Annotated in this window: 16 protein-coding genes; 1 reads left to right on the top strand and 15 read right to left on the bottom strand. The window is 68.4% G+C overall.

The annotated features are described in order from the left end of the window. Nucleotides 1-72: 72 nt before the first annotated feature. The 6 genes from rplT to VNF92_03040 all read right to left on the bottom strand — a co-directional run bounded on the left by rplT (nt 73) and on the right by VNF92_03040 (nt 4,312). Nucleotides 73-435, bottom strand: coding sequence for a 50S ribosomal protein L20 (rplT, locus tag VNF92_03065; protein HVA56844.1), 363 nt, complete (start codon nt 433-435; stop codon nt 73-75). 12 nt (nt 436-447) lie between these two features. Beyond that, nucleotides 448-645 (bottom strand): 50S ribosomal protein L35, encoded by a 198-nt coding sequence (gene rpmI, locus VNF92_03060; GenBank protein ID HVA56843.1) that lies wholly within the window; start codon nt 643-645, stop codon nt 448-450. A gap of 11 nt (nt 646-656) precedes the next feature. Then, on the bottom strand, nt 657-1,151 hold the full coding sequence (gene infC / locus VNF92_03055) for a translation initiation factor IF-3 (GenBank protein ID HVA56842.1): 495 nt from the start codon (nt 1,149-1,151) through the stop codon (nt 657-659). A gap of 421 nt (nt 1,152-1,572) precedes the next feature. Next, the gene (locus VNF92_03050; protein ID HVA56841.1) at nt 1,573-2,442 is read right to left on the bottom strand and encodes an MBL fold metallo-hydrolase; all 870 of its coding nucleotides are present in this window, start codon (nt 2,440-2,442) and stop codon (nt 1,573-1,575) included. Between the two features lie 2 nt (nt 2,443-2,444). Continuing rightward, entirely contained in the window at nt 2,445-3,092 is a 648-nt protein-coding gene (locus tag VNF92_03045; protein HVA56840.1) for an exonuclease domain-containing protein, read from the bottom strand. After that, on the bottom strand, nt 3,089-4,312 hold the full coding sequence (locus tag VNF92_03040; GenBank protein HVA56839.1) for an arginine deiminase family protein: 1,224 nt from the start codon (nt 4,310-4,312) through the stop codon (nt 3,089-3,091). Before VNF92_03040 ends, VNF92_03045 begins: the two co-directional genes overlap by 4 nt. A gap of 144 nt (nt 4,313-4,456) precedes the next feature. Here VNF92_03040 and VNF92_03035 point away from each other — a divergent pair, with 144 nt between their 5' ends. Beyond that, nucleotides 4,457-5,080 carry a redox-sensing transcriptional repressor Rex gene (locus VNF92_03035; GenBank protein ID HVA56838.1) on the top strand — a complete coding sequence of 208 codons (624 nt, stop codon included), beginning with the start codon at nt 4,457-4,459 and terminating at the stop codon, nt 5,078-5,080. On the opposite strand, the gene rsmA is transcribed toward VNF92_03035, so the two are convergent. The 9 genes from rsmA to VNF92_02990 all read right to left on the bottom strand — a co-directional run bounded on the left by rsmA (nt 5,077) and on the right by VNF92_02990 (nt 12,916). After that, a complete protein-coding gene (gene rsmA, locus VNF92_03030) occupies nt 5,077-5,898 on the bottom strand; it encodes a 16S rRNA (adenine(1518)-N(6)/adenine(1519)-N(6))-dimethyltransferase RsmA (protein ID HVA56837.1) in 822 nt (273 codons plus the stop codon). The two genes, VNF92_03035 and rsmA, sit on opposite strands and share 4 nt — an antisense overlap. Nucleotides 5,899-5,908: 10 nt before the next feature. After that, nucleotides 5,909-7,498: a GAF domain-containing SpoIIE family protein phosphatase gene (locus tag VNF92_03025; protein HVA56836.1), complete on the bottom strand. Its 1,590-nt coding sequence runs from the start codon at nt 7,496-7,498 to the stop codon at nt 5,909-5,911. Further along, nucleotides 7,495-7,941, bottom strand: coding sequence for an ATP-binding protein (locus tag VNF92_03020; GenBank protein HVA56835.1), 447 nt, complete (start codon nt 7,939-7,941; stop codon nt 7,495-7,497). Before VNF92_03020 ends, VNF92_03025 begins: the two co-directional genes overlap by 4 nt. A gap of 39 nt (nt 7,942-7,980) precedes the next feature. Beyond that, nucleotides 7,981-8,313: an STAS domain-containing protein gene (locus tag VNF92_03015; protein ID HVA56834.1), complete on the bottom strand. Its 333-nt coding sequence runs from the start codon at nt 8,311-8,313 to the stop codon at nt 7,981-7,983. Next, the gene (locus VNF92_03010) at nt 8,310-9,341 is read right to left on the bottom strand and encodes a phosphate acyltransferase (GenBank protein HVA56833.1); all 1,032 of its coding nucleotides are present in this window, start codon (nt 9,339-9,341) and stop codon (nt 8,310-8,312) included. Before VNF92_03010 ends, VNF92_03015 begins: the two co-directional genes overlap by 4 nt. Further along, nucleotides 9,338-9,823 (bottom strand): pantetheine-phosphate adenylyltransferase, encoded by a 486-nt coding sequence (gene coaD / locus VNF92_03005; GenBank protein HVA56832.1) that lies wholly within the window; start codon nt 9,821-9,823, stop codon nt 9,338-9,340. The genes VNF92_03010 and coaD overlap by 4 nt, the downstream gene beginning before the upstream one ends. Nucleotides 9,824-9,930: 107 nt before the next feature. Beyond that, nucleotides 9,931-10,449, bottom strand: a complete 519-nt coding sequence (locus tag VNF92_03000; GenBank protein ID HVA56831.1) for an RsmD family RNA methyltransferase — start codon at nt 10,447-10,449, stop codon at nt 9,931-9,933. A 2-nt stretch (nt 10,450-10,451) separates the two neighbouring features. Continuing rightward, a complete protein-coding gene (gene recJ, locus VNF92_02995; protein ID HVA56830.1) occupies nt 10,452-12,173 on the bottom strand; it encodes a single-stranded-DNA-specific exonuclease RecJ in 1,722 nt (573 codons plus the stop codon). Nucleotides 12,174-12,211: 38 nt separating this feature from the next. Beyond that, nucleotides 12,212-12,916 carry a hypothetical protein gene (locus VNF92_02990; GenBank protein ID HVA56829.1) on the bottom strand — a complete coding sequence of 235 codons (705 nt, stop codon included), beginning with the start codon at nt 12,914-12,916 and terminating at the stop codon, nt 12,212-12,214. Between the last annotated feature and the right edge of the window lie 5 nt (nt 12,917-12,921).

Here is a 12,921-nt window from a genome sequence, read left to right as displayed (position 1 = left end):
GATGGGACGACGAAAAACGGCGGCAGCGCCGACCGAAGCCGCGCTGCCGCCGCCGAATCGCAGAACGAGAACTTACGCTGCGTTCAACGCGGAGCGCGCCTTGTCGGCGAGCGCGGCAAACGCTACCGGGTCGTGCACCGCCAGGTCGGCGAGGATCTTCCGGTTGACCTCGATGCCGGCCTTCTTGAGCCCGTTGATGAACGTGGCGTACGTCAACTCGTGCTGATGGGCGCCAGCGTTGATACGCGTGATCCACAACTGCCGGAAGTCACGTTTCTTGTTCTTGCGGTCGCGGTACGCATACTTCCAACCGCGCTCGACGTTTTCTTTGGCGGCCTTCCACAGCTTGCTGCGGGCTCCAAAGCCGCCGCGGGCGGCCTTCATGATCTGCTTCTTGCGCTTGAGGCGCGGAACGTTCGATACGGCGCGAGGCATTGTTCTCTCTCCTTACGCCTGCAGCAGGCGCTTGATGTTCTTCACCTCGCCGTTCGTGGCGATGAGCCCCGATTGGCGCAGTCGGCGCTTCCGCTTGGACGTCTTCTTCGTGAGAATGTGGCTCTTGTGGGCCTTGTTGCGCTTCACCTTTCCGCTACCGGTGATGCTGAAGCGCTTCGCGGCACCCTTGTGGGTTTTCATCTTGGGCATGAACTGCTCGCTTATTTCGGCGTGAGAATCATCGTCATCGATTTGCCTTCCAACCGCCCCGCGCTCTCGATCTTTCCGATGTCGGCGAGGGAGGTGGCCACGCGCTCGAGCACCGCCTGACCGAGCTCGGGATGCGTGACTTGGCGACCGCGGAACATCATGGTCACCTTGACCTTGTTCTTTTCTTCCAGGAACCGGCGCGCATGCCGCGTCTTCGTGTCGAAGTCGTGATCGTCGATGCCCGGGCGGTACTTGACCTCCTTGAGCTCGATCACGTGCTGCTTCTTCTTCGCGACCCTCGCCTGCTTGGCCATCTCGAACTTGTACTTCCCGTAATCCATGATGCGGACCACGGGCGGCCGAGCGGTGGGCGCGACTTCGACCAGATCCAGTCCCTGCTCTTCCGCCATGCGGAGTGCGGCATCGACTTCGAGAATTCCCAGTTGCGAGCCGTCGGCACCGATGACGCGGAGCGGACTGATGCGGATCTGACGGTTGACCCGCACGCGCTTGGTTGTGTCCTGGATGGCAAAACCCTCGTTCTGAAGACAAAAATGCGGACCCACCGGGAGTCCGCATGACGGCGCCGACACTCGAACGACAAGTGACGCGGCGAACCGGCTAGGACTCCTGCAGCACGCCCTCGCCGAAGCGAAGGGCCAGAGGGTGGAAACGACAGCCCGTCGTTTCACTTACCAAGTTGTGTCCGTTGAACTTAGGGCAGCTCAGCTCAGGCGTCAAGTCCGGCAACGGCCAACAACAACTACTTATGGAACTCCGATCCAACGGATGATCCGAATCCCTCGGAGACTGCCACAACGTGGGAGCTGCTCCGCTGTGGGGTTCCCGACGCCACGCGGTCGATCTTCATGGCGGGGCAGTTTCCTCTACCAGTTGGCAGGGGCGTCTGCCTTCGCGGTCCGGCCGCTACGGCGTCTGCAAGGCGTATCCCTTGCCGTCGTGCACCGCGTGCCCCCAGGCGTGCGTCGCGTCGTGCTCGAACACCAGCAGCCACCGTTGCTCGGCCGCCATCCGCAAGATCCGTCGTTTGGTCTCCAGTGTGACCAGCGGCTCCACGTCGTAGCCCATGATCCACGGGAGCGGCAGATGCGCCACCGTGGGCACGAGGTCACCCAGGAAGAGCGCTGTCTCCCCACCACTAGCCAATCGCACCGACTGGTGCCCCGGCGTGTGCCCGGGGGTAGGCATGACCGTGATGCCGGGCAGGATCTCCACCTCCCCCTGCACCAGTGCCAGCCGCCCCGCCTCCATGACCGGCACGAAGTTGTGCGGGAAGTAGCTGGCCGCCGTGCGCTCGTTGGTGTTCGTTGCCCATTGGTACTCCGAACGCTGCACCACGTACCGCGCCCGCGGAAACGTGAGACGCAGCTGTCCTTCGGCGTCCCGATACGTGTTGCCGCCGGCGTGGTCGAAATGGAGGTGCGTGTCGATCACCGTCATCACGTCGTCGGGCGACACGCGGAGTTGCCGGAGCGCGTCATCCAGCCAGGTGCGCCCCTCCGCGCCCGCGTTCTCCACCCCGTAGATCTCGTGGAACTTGGCCGATTCCTTGTTTCCCAACCCGTTGTCGATGAGCACAAGGCCGCGCTCGTGTTCCACGAGCAGGCATCGCATGCCGAGCTGGATGCGGTTCCGTTCGTCGGCCGGGATGCGCCGCTCCCAGAGCGGCTTGGGCACCACGCCGAACATCGAGCCGCCGTCCAACTTCTGGCCGCCGGCCTGAATGGCATGGACCTTCCACTTCCCGATCGTGCGGTGTTCGATCGACGGTTCCATGGTCACGCCGTGCGGTCGTCGGTGGCGGAGCGCGGCAGGGCCGACCAGCGGCGCCGCGATGGTGCCGCCGGGTGCAGCAGACGGTCGAGGTCGGCCCACGTGTCGCAGCCGCGCGCGAACGCGTCGTCCAGCAGGTGGGCGAGCACCTGGGCCGTGGCCAGGGCGTCGCCAAGCGCACGGTGCCGGGCTTGGATGGTGATGCCGTAGTGTGCCGTGACGTGATCCAGCGACCGCCGCGGGAGGTGCGAGAGTAGGCGGCGCGCCAGCCGCACGGTGCACAGCTGCGGATTCTCCAGCAGCGGGGTGCCAGCGCGGTCCATTTCCATGTTCACGAAGCCCCAGTCGAACGGCACGTTGTGAGCCACGAAGACGTGGCTGCCGAGCAGGTCGCGGATCGTGTCGCTCACATCGCCGAACCGCGGGGCGTCCTTGACCATGGCCCACGAGATACCCGTGAGCTGCGTGATATACCGTGGGATCGAGCGTTCGGGATTGATCAGCGTGTGGAACGACCGGCCGACGCGACCGTTCTTCACCACGACGGCCGCGATCTCGGTGATGCGGTCGCCGCGGCCGTGCGACGTGCCGGTGGTCTCGACGTCCACCACCACGTAGGAGAGCCGCGCCAGCCGGCGGGTCGGCCCGATCACGCCCACGGGTCGTCCCGCACAACCGGGCACGTCATGCACCGCGGGCCGCCGCCCGCCCGCACCAGTTCCGACCCCTCGAACACGATCGTCGCGCGGTCGCCATCGCCGATCGACGTCTGCCCGGTGAGGTACGACACCGCCGAGACGGTCTGGAAGCCCATGCGTTCCATCTCGCGGAGCGTGATGTCATTGCGCTGGTAGGAGATGACGACGCCCGGGCGCACCGCCACGAAGTTGCACCCCGACGCCCACTGCTCGCGCTCCTGTGCAGTGCGGCGCGTGCCCCCGCAGAAGATGGGCTCCATGGGCATGCCGCACTCCTTGAGCGCGGCGAACATGTTGGGCATCTCGCGCAGCTGCGCCGCGCCCTTGCGCCAGTGGAGCACGCTCAACCGTTCCGAACCCACGAAGTGCGGCGGAAACACCACGCACAGTTCGCGGTCCACCTGCGTGAAGATCATGTCGAGGTGGATCGCCGTTTGTTGCTTTGGCATGACCACGACGATGATGTCCGTGACGGGTGTCTGTGCGAAGAACAGCGACGCGAGCTGGTCGATGGCCGCCGGGCTCGACCGCTCGCTGAATCCGATCACCACGAGGTCGCGCCGGAGGGGATGGACATCCCCGCCCTCCAACGTATGGTTGGTGCGCCGTTCGCTGGCCCCGTCGAACAGGATGCCGGCATTGCCGAGCGCCGGATGGTGCGTGAACAGCGATTTCATGATCAGTTCTTCGGACCATCGGACCCCGTACCGCATGGACCCGACGAGCACGTGGTCGCCCGTCACCATGGCGCTGTCGCGGGTGAAGAACAGATTCGGCAGCGGGGGCAGCGTATAGCCGGGCTCGTTGAGGGCCTTGGCGAGCGGGCCGGCCTCGTCTTCGCGGCCCTCGATCAGCATGCGGGTCACGGCAGCCGGATCGAGCGCCGCGATGTCGCGGGCCAGCGGCTCCAAGGGCACGATATCCATGGCAGCACGCATGAGCTGTTCGCGGGCCGTCGGGACCGCGAGCACCTGCTCGAGCAGGTCACTCACCTGATGGACCGTGCCAAACCGTTCCAGGAGGGCGATGAACCGCCGGTGCTCGCGTTGCGCCGCGTCGGCATCGATGATGTCGTCGTAGAGGTAGTCCTCCCGGGTGCTGGGAGTCACCGCGAGGAGTTCGCGCCCCGGGGTATGCACCAGCACTTCGCGGAGCGCGCCGATCTCAGAGGTCACGTGTACGGGCATGCTCAAAGTTAATCGCGGCTGCGGCCACTCGACCGTCCCGCGCGCACGGGCTTGCGGCGTCCCGATCCGGCGGCTGGTGCCTGGCCGACCCCACGCTTATCTTGTGAATGAATTCACAAGCCCTCGGATACCGTGAAACGCATTGCGGATTCTACAGTTCGCAGGCTATCGGCCTACCTCCGGTTCCTCGAAGACTTCGAGGGGCGCGGCCTGACTACCATTTCGAGCGACGAACTGGCCAAGCGGGGCGGTACGACCTCCGCGCAGGTCCGGAAGGACCTCTCGTTCTTCGGCTCGTTCGGCAAGCGGGGACTCGGGTATTCGGTGCCAGAACTGGCCGGCCGGCTGCGAGAGATCCTCGGTCTCGGCCGCGAGTGGAAGGTGATCATCGTCGGCGCGGGGAAGATCGGCGCCGCCCTGGCCCGCCACCACGGGTTCCGGCAGCGGGGCTTTCAAATCGTCGCCGCGTACGACACCGATCCCGCGACGATCGGCACCGACCTCGAGGGGGTGACGGTGCGCGACGGGTCGCATCTCGAACGCGACGTTCATCGCGACCACCCGGATATCGCGGTGCTGACCGTCCCCGAGCAGGTGGCGCAGAAGGTCGCCAACCGACTGGTGCACGCCGGGGTCAAGGCCATCCTCAACTTCGCGCCGGTTCAGCTGCAAGTGCCCGCCGACGTCACGGTGAAGACGGTGAACATGGCGATGGAGCTGGAAGGACTCTCGTTCGCGCTCACCAACCGCGACTAGCGGCGCAGCGCCCGCAGCAGCGCCGCGAAGGCGTCGGGACTGAGTGTTTCGGGCCGCGCTTCGGGATCGATGCCGGCCGCGCGCAGCACGGCCTCGGCGCCCTCGGCGTCGAGCGCCGCCACCGAGCGGACGATGCGGCGCATCTGCTTGCGCCGCATGCCGAACACCTCCTGCACCAGCTTGCGGAAGCGCGTCTCCTCGTCGGCGGTCACGGCCGGCGGTTCCCGCGGCACGATGCGGACAATGGCGCTCTCCACCTTTGGGGGCGGCCTGAACGCCCCCGCCGGTACGGCGGCGATGAATTCCGGAATCGCCACCGCCTGGACGTTCACCGACAGCGCGCCGTACACCCGCGACCCCGGCGCGGCGGCCAGCCGGTCGGCCACCTCGCGCTGCACCAGGTACACGGCGCGCTCGGGTCGTGGACGCTCCAGGGCGTGGAAGAGAATGGGCGTCGTGATGTAATAGGGCACGTTCCCCACCAACACGTACGGTCCGCCGGCCAGCGCGCCGAGATCGGTGGACAGCACGTCCGCCTCGACCACCTCCACCGTTGGCACGGCGGCGTACCGTTGCCGCAGCAGATCGGCGAGCGCGCGGTCGTACTCGATGAGCACCAGGCGGCGGGCGTGGGGCACCAGCCGCTCCGTGAGCGCCCCCCGGCCGGGGCCGATTTCGAGCACGGTCTCGACGCCCGTGAGCTGCAGCGCGTCGACGATGCGCGCGAGCGCGCGAGTGTCGTTCAGGAAGTGTTGGCCGAGGCTCTTCCGAACGGGTGGGAAGCCGGCGCGGTCACGGCGTGGAGGGCCGGCGGCCACTGCGCGGCCGTCAGCTCCGCACCACGACGACCGTGAGGTCGTCGCGGAACCGCGCGCCGCGCAGGAACTCGTCCACCGCCTGGAACACGCGCTCGACGATCGCCGACGACGTTTCGGAGCAGTGGCGTCTGACCACGTCGAGCACGCGCCGCTCGCCGAACCGCTCGCCCTCGCGATTGCGCGCGTCGCTCACGCCGTCGGTGAACAGCAGCAGGAGGTCGCCGTTAGCGTCCCACTTGCGCTTGCCGGAGTGGGGCGATTCGGCGCCGAGGCCGAGCGGCGGGTCGAGCGCCGACAGTCGTTCACTCGACCCGTCGCCGTGCACGAGAAACGCCGACGGGTGACCGGCGTTGGCGTAGCGGAGCGTGCCGTTGCTGCGATCGATCACGGCGTAGAATGCCGACAGGAACATCTCGGTGGCCGTCAGTTCTTCGCGCAACGACGCGAGCAGCGCATTGAGCGTCTCACCCGGATCAGCGGTGGTCTTGGAGTGGATGGCCGAGGCGCTCATGACGAGCGCCATGATGAGTGCCGCCTGGTAGCCGTGGCCCGACACGTCACCGAGCAGCGCGCCCACGCGACCGCGGCCCAGCCGGAAGAAATTGTAGAAGTCGCCGCCCACGCTTTCCGCCGGCACCACGCGCGCCGCGGCGTCGGCGTCGGCCGCCAGTTCAGCCCCGCTGGGGAGCAGTTTCATCTGCAGGTCGTGCGCCATCTGCATCTCGTGCGACAGCCGCTGTTGGGCGACGGAATGGCGCACCAAGCGGGCGTTCTGGATGGCTGTGCCGATCTGGGTGGCGATGGCGGCGATGAGCTTCTGATCGCCGGCGGAGAACGGCTCGCCGTTCCGCCGACCCGAGAGATTGACCACCCCCAGCGCCTGGGCGCCGCGGGGCGTGCTCCAGAGGATCGGCACCGACATCATGGCGCCGTCGCGGTGATCGCGCTCCTGCGGGCACGGTGATTCGGCGGCTTCGACGATCTCCGGGTGCATGGTGCGGAAGACGCGGGCCGTAACGCTGCACTCGTCATCGGCGGAAATGGAGGGCAGCGCCGCGGGGCGTGCCCCAAGGGCGGCGACCACGCGGAGTTCGCGCGACGGTTCGTCGAACACGAGCACGCTGGCGCGCCGGGCGCCCACCGTTTCGGAGATCTCGGTGAGGATCGTGTGGGCCGCCTCCTCCAACGCCACCGTACGACCGAGGATCTCTCCGATCGTATAGAGGAGGTTGATTTCCTCGTACCGGTCGGCGAGTTCGGTTGCGGCGTGTTCTACTTCGAGGGACGCTTGGAGGAAGTGCGAGACGACGGGGAGGAGGAAGCGGAGGTGCGTCTCGAGGGCGGCGCGGCTGGATGGACTGGGCCCCAGGAGCAGCCACGCGTGCCGGGGCCCGGGCACGGTGGCGATGAGGGCGGGGCCGTCCGGGGTGGAGACGCGTTGCGCGCCCTCCGACGGCCCCGTCCATCGCTCGGGGGGTGGAGCGCGATAGGTGGCTGCCTCGCAGCGCGGCGGTCCGCCGCCGCGCGGCTCGACCCACACGGCCGCCTCGCAGCGCGTCGCTTCTTTGAACGCCGAGAGCACCGAGGTGAGATCGCTCATGAGGCGCGGTTGAGGATCATGCGCACGAGGTTGCCCCGTTGGGCCTGCACACGCTCTACGTGGTCCATGAGCTTGAGCATGAGGTACAGGCCGCGGCCATCCTCGCTGAGCAGCCGCTCGGGGGTGGTCGGGTCCATCAGACACGCATCGAGGTCGAACCCCTGGCCCTCGTCCGTCACCTCCATGATCAACCGCACATCGCCGACATGCGCCCGGATGAGCACCGACCGGTCGCGGCGCTCGCCATTGCCGCGCAGGATGGCGTTGGAGAGCGCCTCGGTGAGCGCCACCGGCACGTTGAGCGCGACATGCCGCTCGGTGTAGCACATCGTCCGGCACTCGGCGCGCACGGCCTCGACCACGCGCTCGATGAACCGCACGTCGCTCGGAATCTCGAACTCGAGAATACGCGCCTCCGGGAACTGGTCCCGCGGCCCAGGCATGGAGCTCACCCTCGCGTCAGCGTCGACTCGATTGGTGGATCAGAAGCTCGCGAGCGCCTGCTCGCGGCTATCGGAGATCTGGAACAGCGTGTCGAGTTTGGTCAGTTCGAACAGCGTCCGCAGGTCCTCGTTGAGCGCGGCCAGCCGCAGTTCCCCGCCCTGCTCGCGGATCTTCTTGGAGAGCGAGACGAGCACGCCGAGTCCCGAGCTGTCGATGTACCCGGTCTTGGTGAAGTCGACGAGCAGCTTGCGTGCTCCGTGCTCGAGCGCGTCGAGCATCTTCTGCTTGAGTTCCTGCCGGTTGCCGACGATCAACTGGCCGTCGATCTCGACGATGGAAATGTCGCCCTGCTTGGTGATGGTGAAGCTCATGCCTTGTTCTCCTCGGGGGCCGGCGCGGCGGTGGCCGCACCGTCGTGTGCCTGAAGGGCGGTCACTGCCGCCACGTGGAATATGTCGTCACTCGTCGCGCCGCGCGAAAGGTCGCTGCACGGCCGCTTGAGTCCCTGCACGATCGGCCCGACCGCGGTGGCGTCGGCCAGGCGTTGCACCAACTTGTAGGCGATGTTCCCGGCGTCGAGCGAGGGGAACACGAGCACGTTGGCCCGCCCACCCACCACGCTCCCGGGCACCTTGCGGGCCGCCACCGACGCGATGAGCGCCGCATCGGCCTGCATCTCGCCGTCGATCGCCAGGTCCGGCGCGCACGCCCGGGTCAGCCGAACGGCGTGGCGGACGAGCTCCACGCTCGGACCGCCGGCACTGCCGTAGGTGCTGAACGACAGGAACGCCACCACGGGCTCGTCCCCCACGATGCGCCGCCGGTCGCGCGCCGCAGCGATCGCGATGTCGACCAACTGGTCGACCGTGGGATACGGAATCACCGCGCAGTCAGTGAACGTGAGCACCTCGTCGTTCTCCGTGCCGCGAAACGGCGGGACGACCATGTAGAACGCGCTCGACACGGTGTGCACACCGGGGGCGGGACCGAGCAGGGCCAGCGACGCGCGCAGCACGTCGGCCGTGGTGTGGCACACGCCGGCCACGCACGCGTCGGCCACACCCAACCGCACCAACCCGTCGGCGAAGTACAGCGGCGTGGTGGCCAGCCGCGCGGCCTCGCCCTCCGTCATCCCCTTTTCGTGGCGCGCCGCGTACAGCAGGTGCGCGATCTGGTCCACCCGCGCGTCCGCGGACGGATCGACCACCTCGACGCCGAGGGCGCGCACCGCGGCGTGCGATGCGGGCGCCGCCGGATCCAGCACCGCGAGCGGCACCACCACGGCCTGCGCCTTGAGCGCCCGCACCGCCTCGAGCGTCCGCGCGTCGGCCGTCTCCGGAAAGATCACGCGTCGGTGGAGCGCCGCGGCGCGCGCGCGGACGTCGGCCAGGAAGCTCATGCCGGAGCGAACTTCCGGCGCAGGGCCTCGGCCACCACCGGATGCACCAGGCCGCTCAGATCGCCTCCGAACCTGGCCACCTCGCGCACCAGGCTCGCGCTGATGTAGGTCGTATCGAGCGACGGGACCATGAAGACCGTCTCGAGATTGGGCGACAGGTGGCGGTTCATGAGTGCCATCTGATACTCATATTCGAAATCGCTCACCGCGCGCAGGCCGCGGATGAACAGGGTGGCGCCCACCTGCCGGGCGAAATCCACCAGCAGCCCGGTGAATGCGCGCACGTCGATCCGCGCTTCGTTGCCCACTGCGGCCGTGATCAACTGCACGCGCTCGGCCACCGGAAAGAGGGGCTGCTTGGCCACGTTGGTGGTCACGGCCACGACCAACCGGTCCACGAAACCGAGGCTGCGCAGCATCAGATCTTCGTGTCCGCGCGTGATCGGGTCGAAACTTCCGGCGTAGATGGCAGTGCGCGTCATGGCATTCGGGGCGTGAGAGTCCTCGCGGCCTGCTCCCGCCGGCGGCGCTTCAACCTCCGCCGGCACGCTCCGCTAATGATAGCACCCGCCGCGCGCGCCGCCCACCGCTATTCCACGCGAAAGATCGTGATCACCGTGTCGCCGTAGACCCGCCGCTCGCCGTCACCCGGGAGATGCTCATCCCGGCGATGCTCCACGCCTAGGATGTCGGCAAAGGGCACCGCCAGCCAGGCTTCCGCGAGCCGGGTGGCCAACCCCTGCCCATACGGCGGATCGGCGAACGCGACGTCGTAGGCGTGCGCCTCCAGTCCCTGCGCGAATCGCAGCGCATCGCCGCGATGGATCACGGCCGCGCCGCCCGCCCCCAGTGTTGCGGCATTGTCCGCCATGCACCGCAGCGAGGACGGCAAAATCTCCACCAGGTGCGCCTCGGCCGCGCCACGCGACAGGGCCTCCAGCCCGAGCGCACCCGAGCCGGCATACAGATCGAGCACGCGCGCATCGGGAAGCCAGGGCGACACGATGCTCATCCACGCTTCGCGCACGCGATCGGCGGTGGGACGCACCCGATCGTCTGCCGGCGGCTTGATGCGGCGTCCACGCCATCTTCCACCCACGATGCGCATGGTCAGCCCCGGAAGTCGGCCAGCCGGGCTTGCAGCCGCGATTCCCCGTTCCATTCGTCGCGTTCGAGCCGGAACGCCACATCGATGGGCCGGCCCAGGTCCAGCTCGCTACGACGGCCCGCCATCCCCCAACCAATCGCCGTGAGCGTGTGTCCGCCCCCTTGCAGCACCAGGCGGAGGCCGTCCTTGCCGATCGCCCTGGGCGGGGCGCCCAACGTCACACCGCGCGAAACGAGAACGGGCGACGGGTTTCCAACGCCGCACGGTTCCAAGTGCCGGAGCAGCGATTCCAGATCCTCCGTGGCCGCGTCGAAGGGCAGTTCCAGATCGGTGCGCAATTCGGGCACGAGATCGTCGGCCGTGAGCGTCTCGAGCGCCACCGCGTTGAACCGCTCGGCGAACGCGGCAACCTGGTGCCGCGCGATGGTCACACCGGCCGCCGCGCGGTGCCCCCCGAAGCGGATGAGCAGGTCGCGGCAGCGGCTGATGCCGCCGTGCAGGTCGAACGATGAAATCGAGCGCCCCGACCCCTTCCCCTCGTCGCCCTCGAGCGCAATGAGGATCGTGGGACGCCCGAACTCCTCCACCAGCCGGGAGGCCACGATCCCGATCACGCCGGCGTGCCAGCCCTCACCGGCGAGTACGAGGCCGTACGTGCGGTCGAGGTCCAGCCCCTCGGCCATGCGCCGCGCGTCGTCGAGCGTGCGGCGGTCCAGGTCCTGGCGGCGGGCGTTCAACTCCTCGAACTCGCGCGCCAACGCGTTGGCGCGGGATTCGTCGTCGGTGGTGAGCAACTCGACCCCGCGCATGGCACGGTCGAGCCGCCCCACCGCGTTGAGCCGCGGCGCGAGGATGAAGCCGACGCGCCCGGCCGTCATGGCCTTGCGGTCGAGCCCCGCCGCGCGGATCAGGGCCCGCAGCCCGACGTTCCGCGTCTCGGCGAGCAACCGCAGCCCGTACCGTACGAACACGCGATTCTCGCCGCGCAGCGGGGCGATGTCGGCCACCGTGGCGAGCGCCACGAGGTCGAGCATCTCGTACACCGCCTGCTCGTTGCCGCCGAAGGCGCGCACGAGGGCCAGCGCGAGCTTGAACGCAACGCCCACGGCGGCCAGGTCCTTGTCCGGCGACGGGCAGCCAGGCCGTTGGGGGTTGATGATCGCGAACGCGTCGGGAAGCGGCCCGCCCGGCAGGTGGTGGTCGGTGATGATCACATCCACGCCGGCGGCCGTGAGGCGACGTACCGGCTCGTGCGCGCTCGTGCCGCAGTCGCAGGTGACCACGACGCGCGCGCCGTGCTCCTGCGCGGCCCGCACTCCGGCGTCGGTGAGGTCGTACCCGTCGCGCAGCCGTTGCGGAATGAACGGCACGGCGTTGGCGCCCAACGCGCGCAGCGTCTTGAGCAGGATCGTCGTGGAGCACATGCCGTCCACGTCGTAGTCGCCGTGGATGAGCACCACCTCGCCGCCGCGGATGGCGTGGCTCAGGCGCTCCACGGCGCGGTCCAGGTCGAGCAGCGTGGAGGGCTCGTGGAGGTGCTCCAGCCGCGGCCGCAGGAAGCGCTTGGCCTGCTCCGGGTCGGCGTGCCCACGGCCGACCATCAACCGGCACACCGTCTCGGGCAGGTGCAGGGCGGCGGCCAGTTCGGCAACGGCGTGCGCGTCGGGCTCCGCCGCCATCACCCACCGGGTGCGGCTCCGCAGCCGGATTTCAGGGACGGTCACGCGCGAAAGCTATGTCCGGCAGCCCACCTCAACAACCATCATTCGCCTGCGTACAGGAGCACTCCGCACCCTTCGCAGACCTCCGGCGTGCCCGAGCCCACCATCACGTTCCGCCGCTGCATGGGGATGATCGTGTCGCAGTTGCCGCACGACTGCCCCCGCAGCGCGTACAGGGCCACCGACCGCTGTCGCTTCTGGATCCGGTCGTACCGCGTAAGGAGCGAGCGCGAGACGTTTGCGGAACGCGCATCGCGTTCCGCGTGCGCAGCCGCCACCGCCCGCTCGATTTCTCCACGTTCGGCGGCGAGCGTCTCCCGTGCCCCCGCCTGGGCGGCGCGCGTGGCTTCCACGTCCTTCTCGCGCTCCGCAGCGTGCGACCGCAGTTCCGCGACGCGCGAGTGGATCGACGCCATTTCCTGCTCGTCGTCGGCCAGCATGCGGCGCGCCTGTTCCGTCTGCGCCACCGCGGCCGCCGCCTCGCGCGGCGAGGTCACCGTGTTGAGCACCTGCTCATGCCGCTTCAACAACTCCCGGTGCTGATCGATCCGGAACTGTGCGTCGCGTTGCCGCTTCTCCTCGGCCTCGATGCCGGCACGGACTTCGGCCAGCGCGTGCTCGGCACGCTGCGTGTCGGCTTCCAGCGCCGCCAGCCGCGGCGCCAGCGCTGCCAGCCGGTCTTCGAGTTGGAAGATGGCCGCGTCCTGCTGCTGGACCTCCAATAAGATCACCACATCCTGATGCACGTACC

It is taken from the genome of Gemmatimonadaceae bacterium (assembly GCA_035533015.1).
GTDB lineage: Bacteria > Gemmatimonadota > Gemmatimonadetes > Gemmatimonadales > Gemmatimonadaceae > JAGWRI01.
Note: the sequence above shows the minus strand (reverse complement) of the source record. Positions and strands in the feature narration are given on the sequence as shown.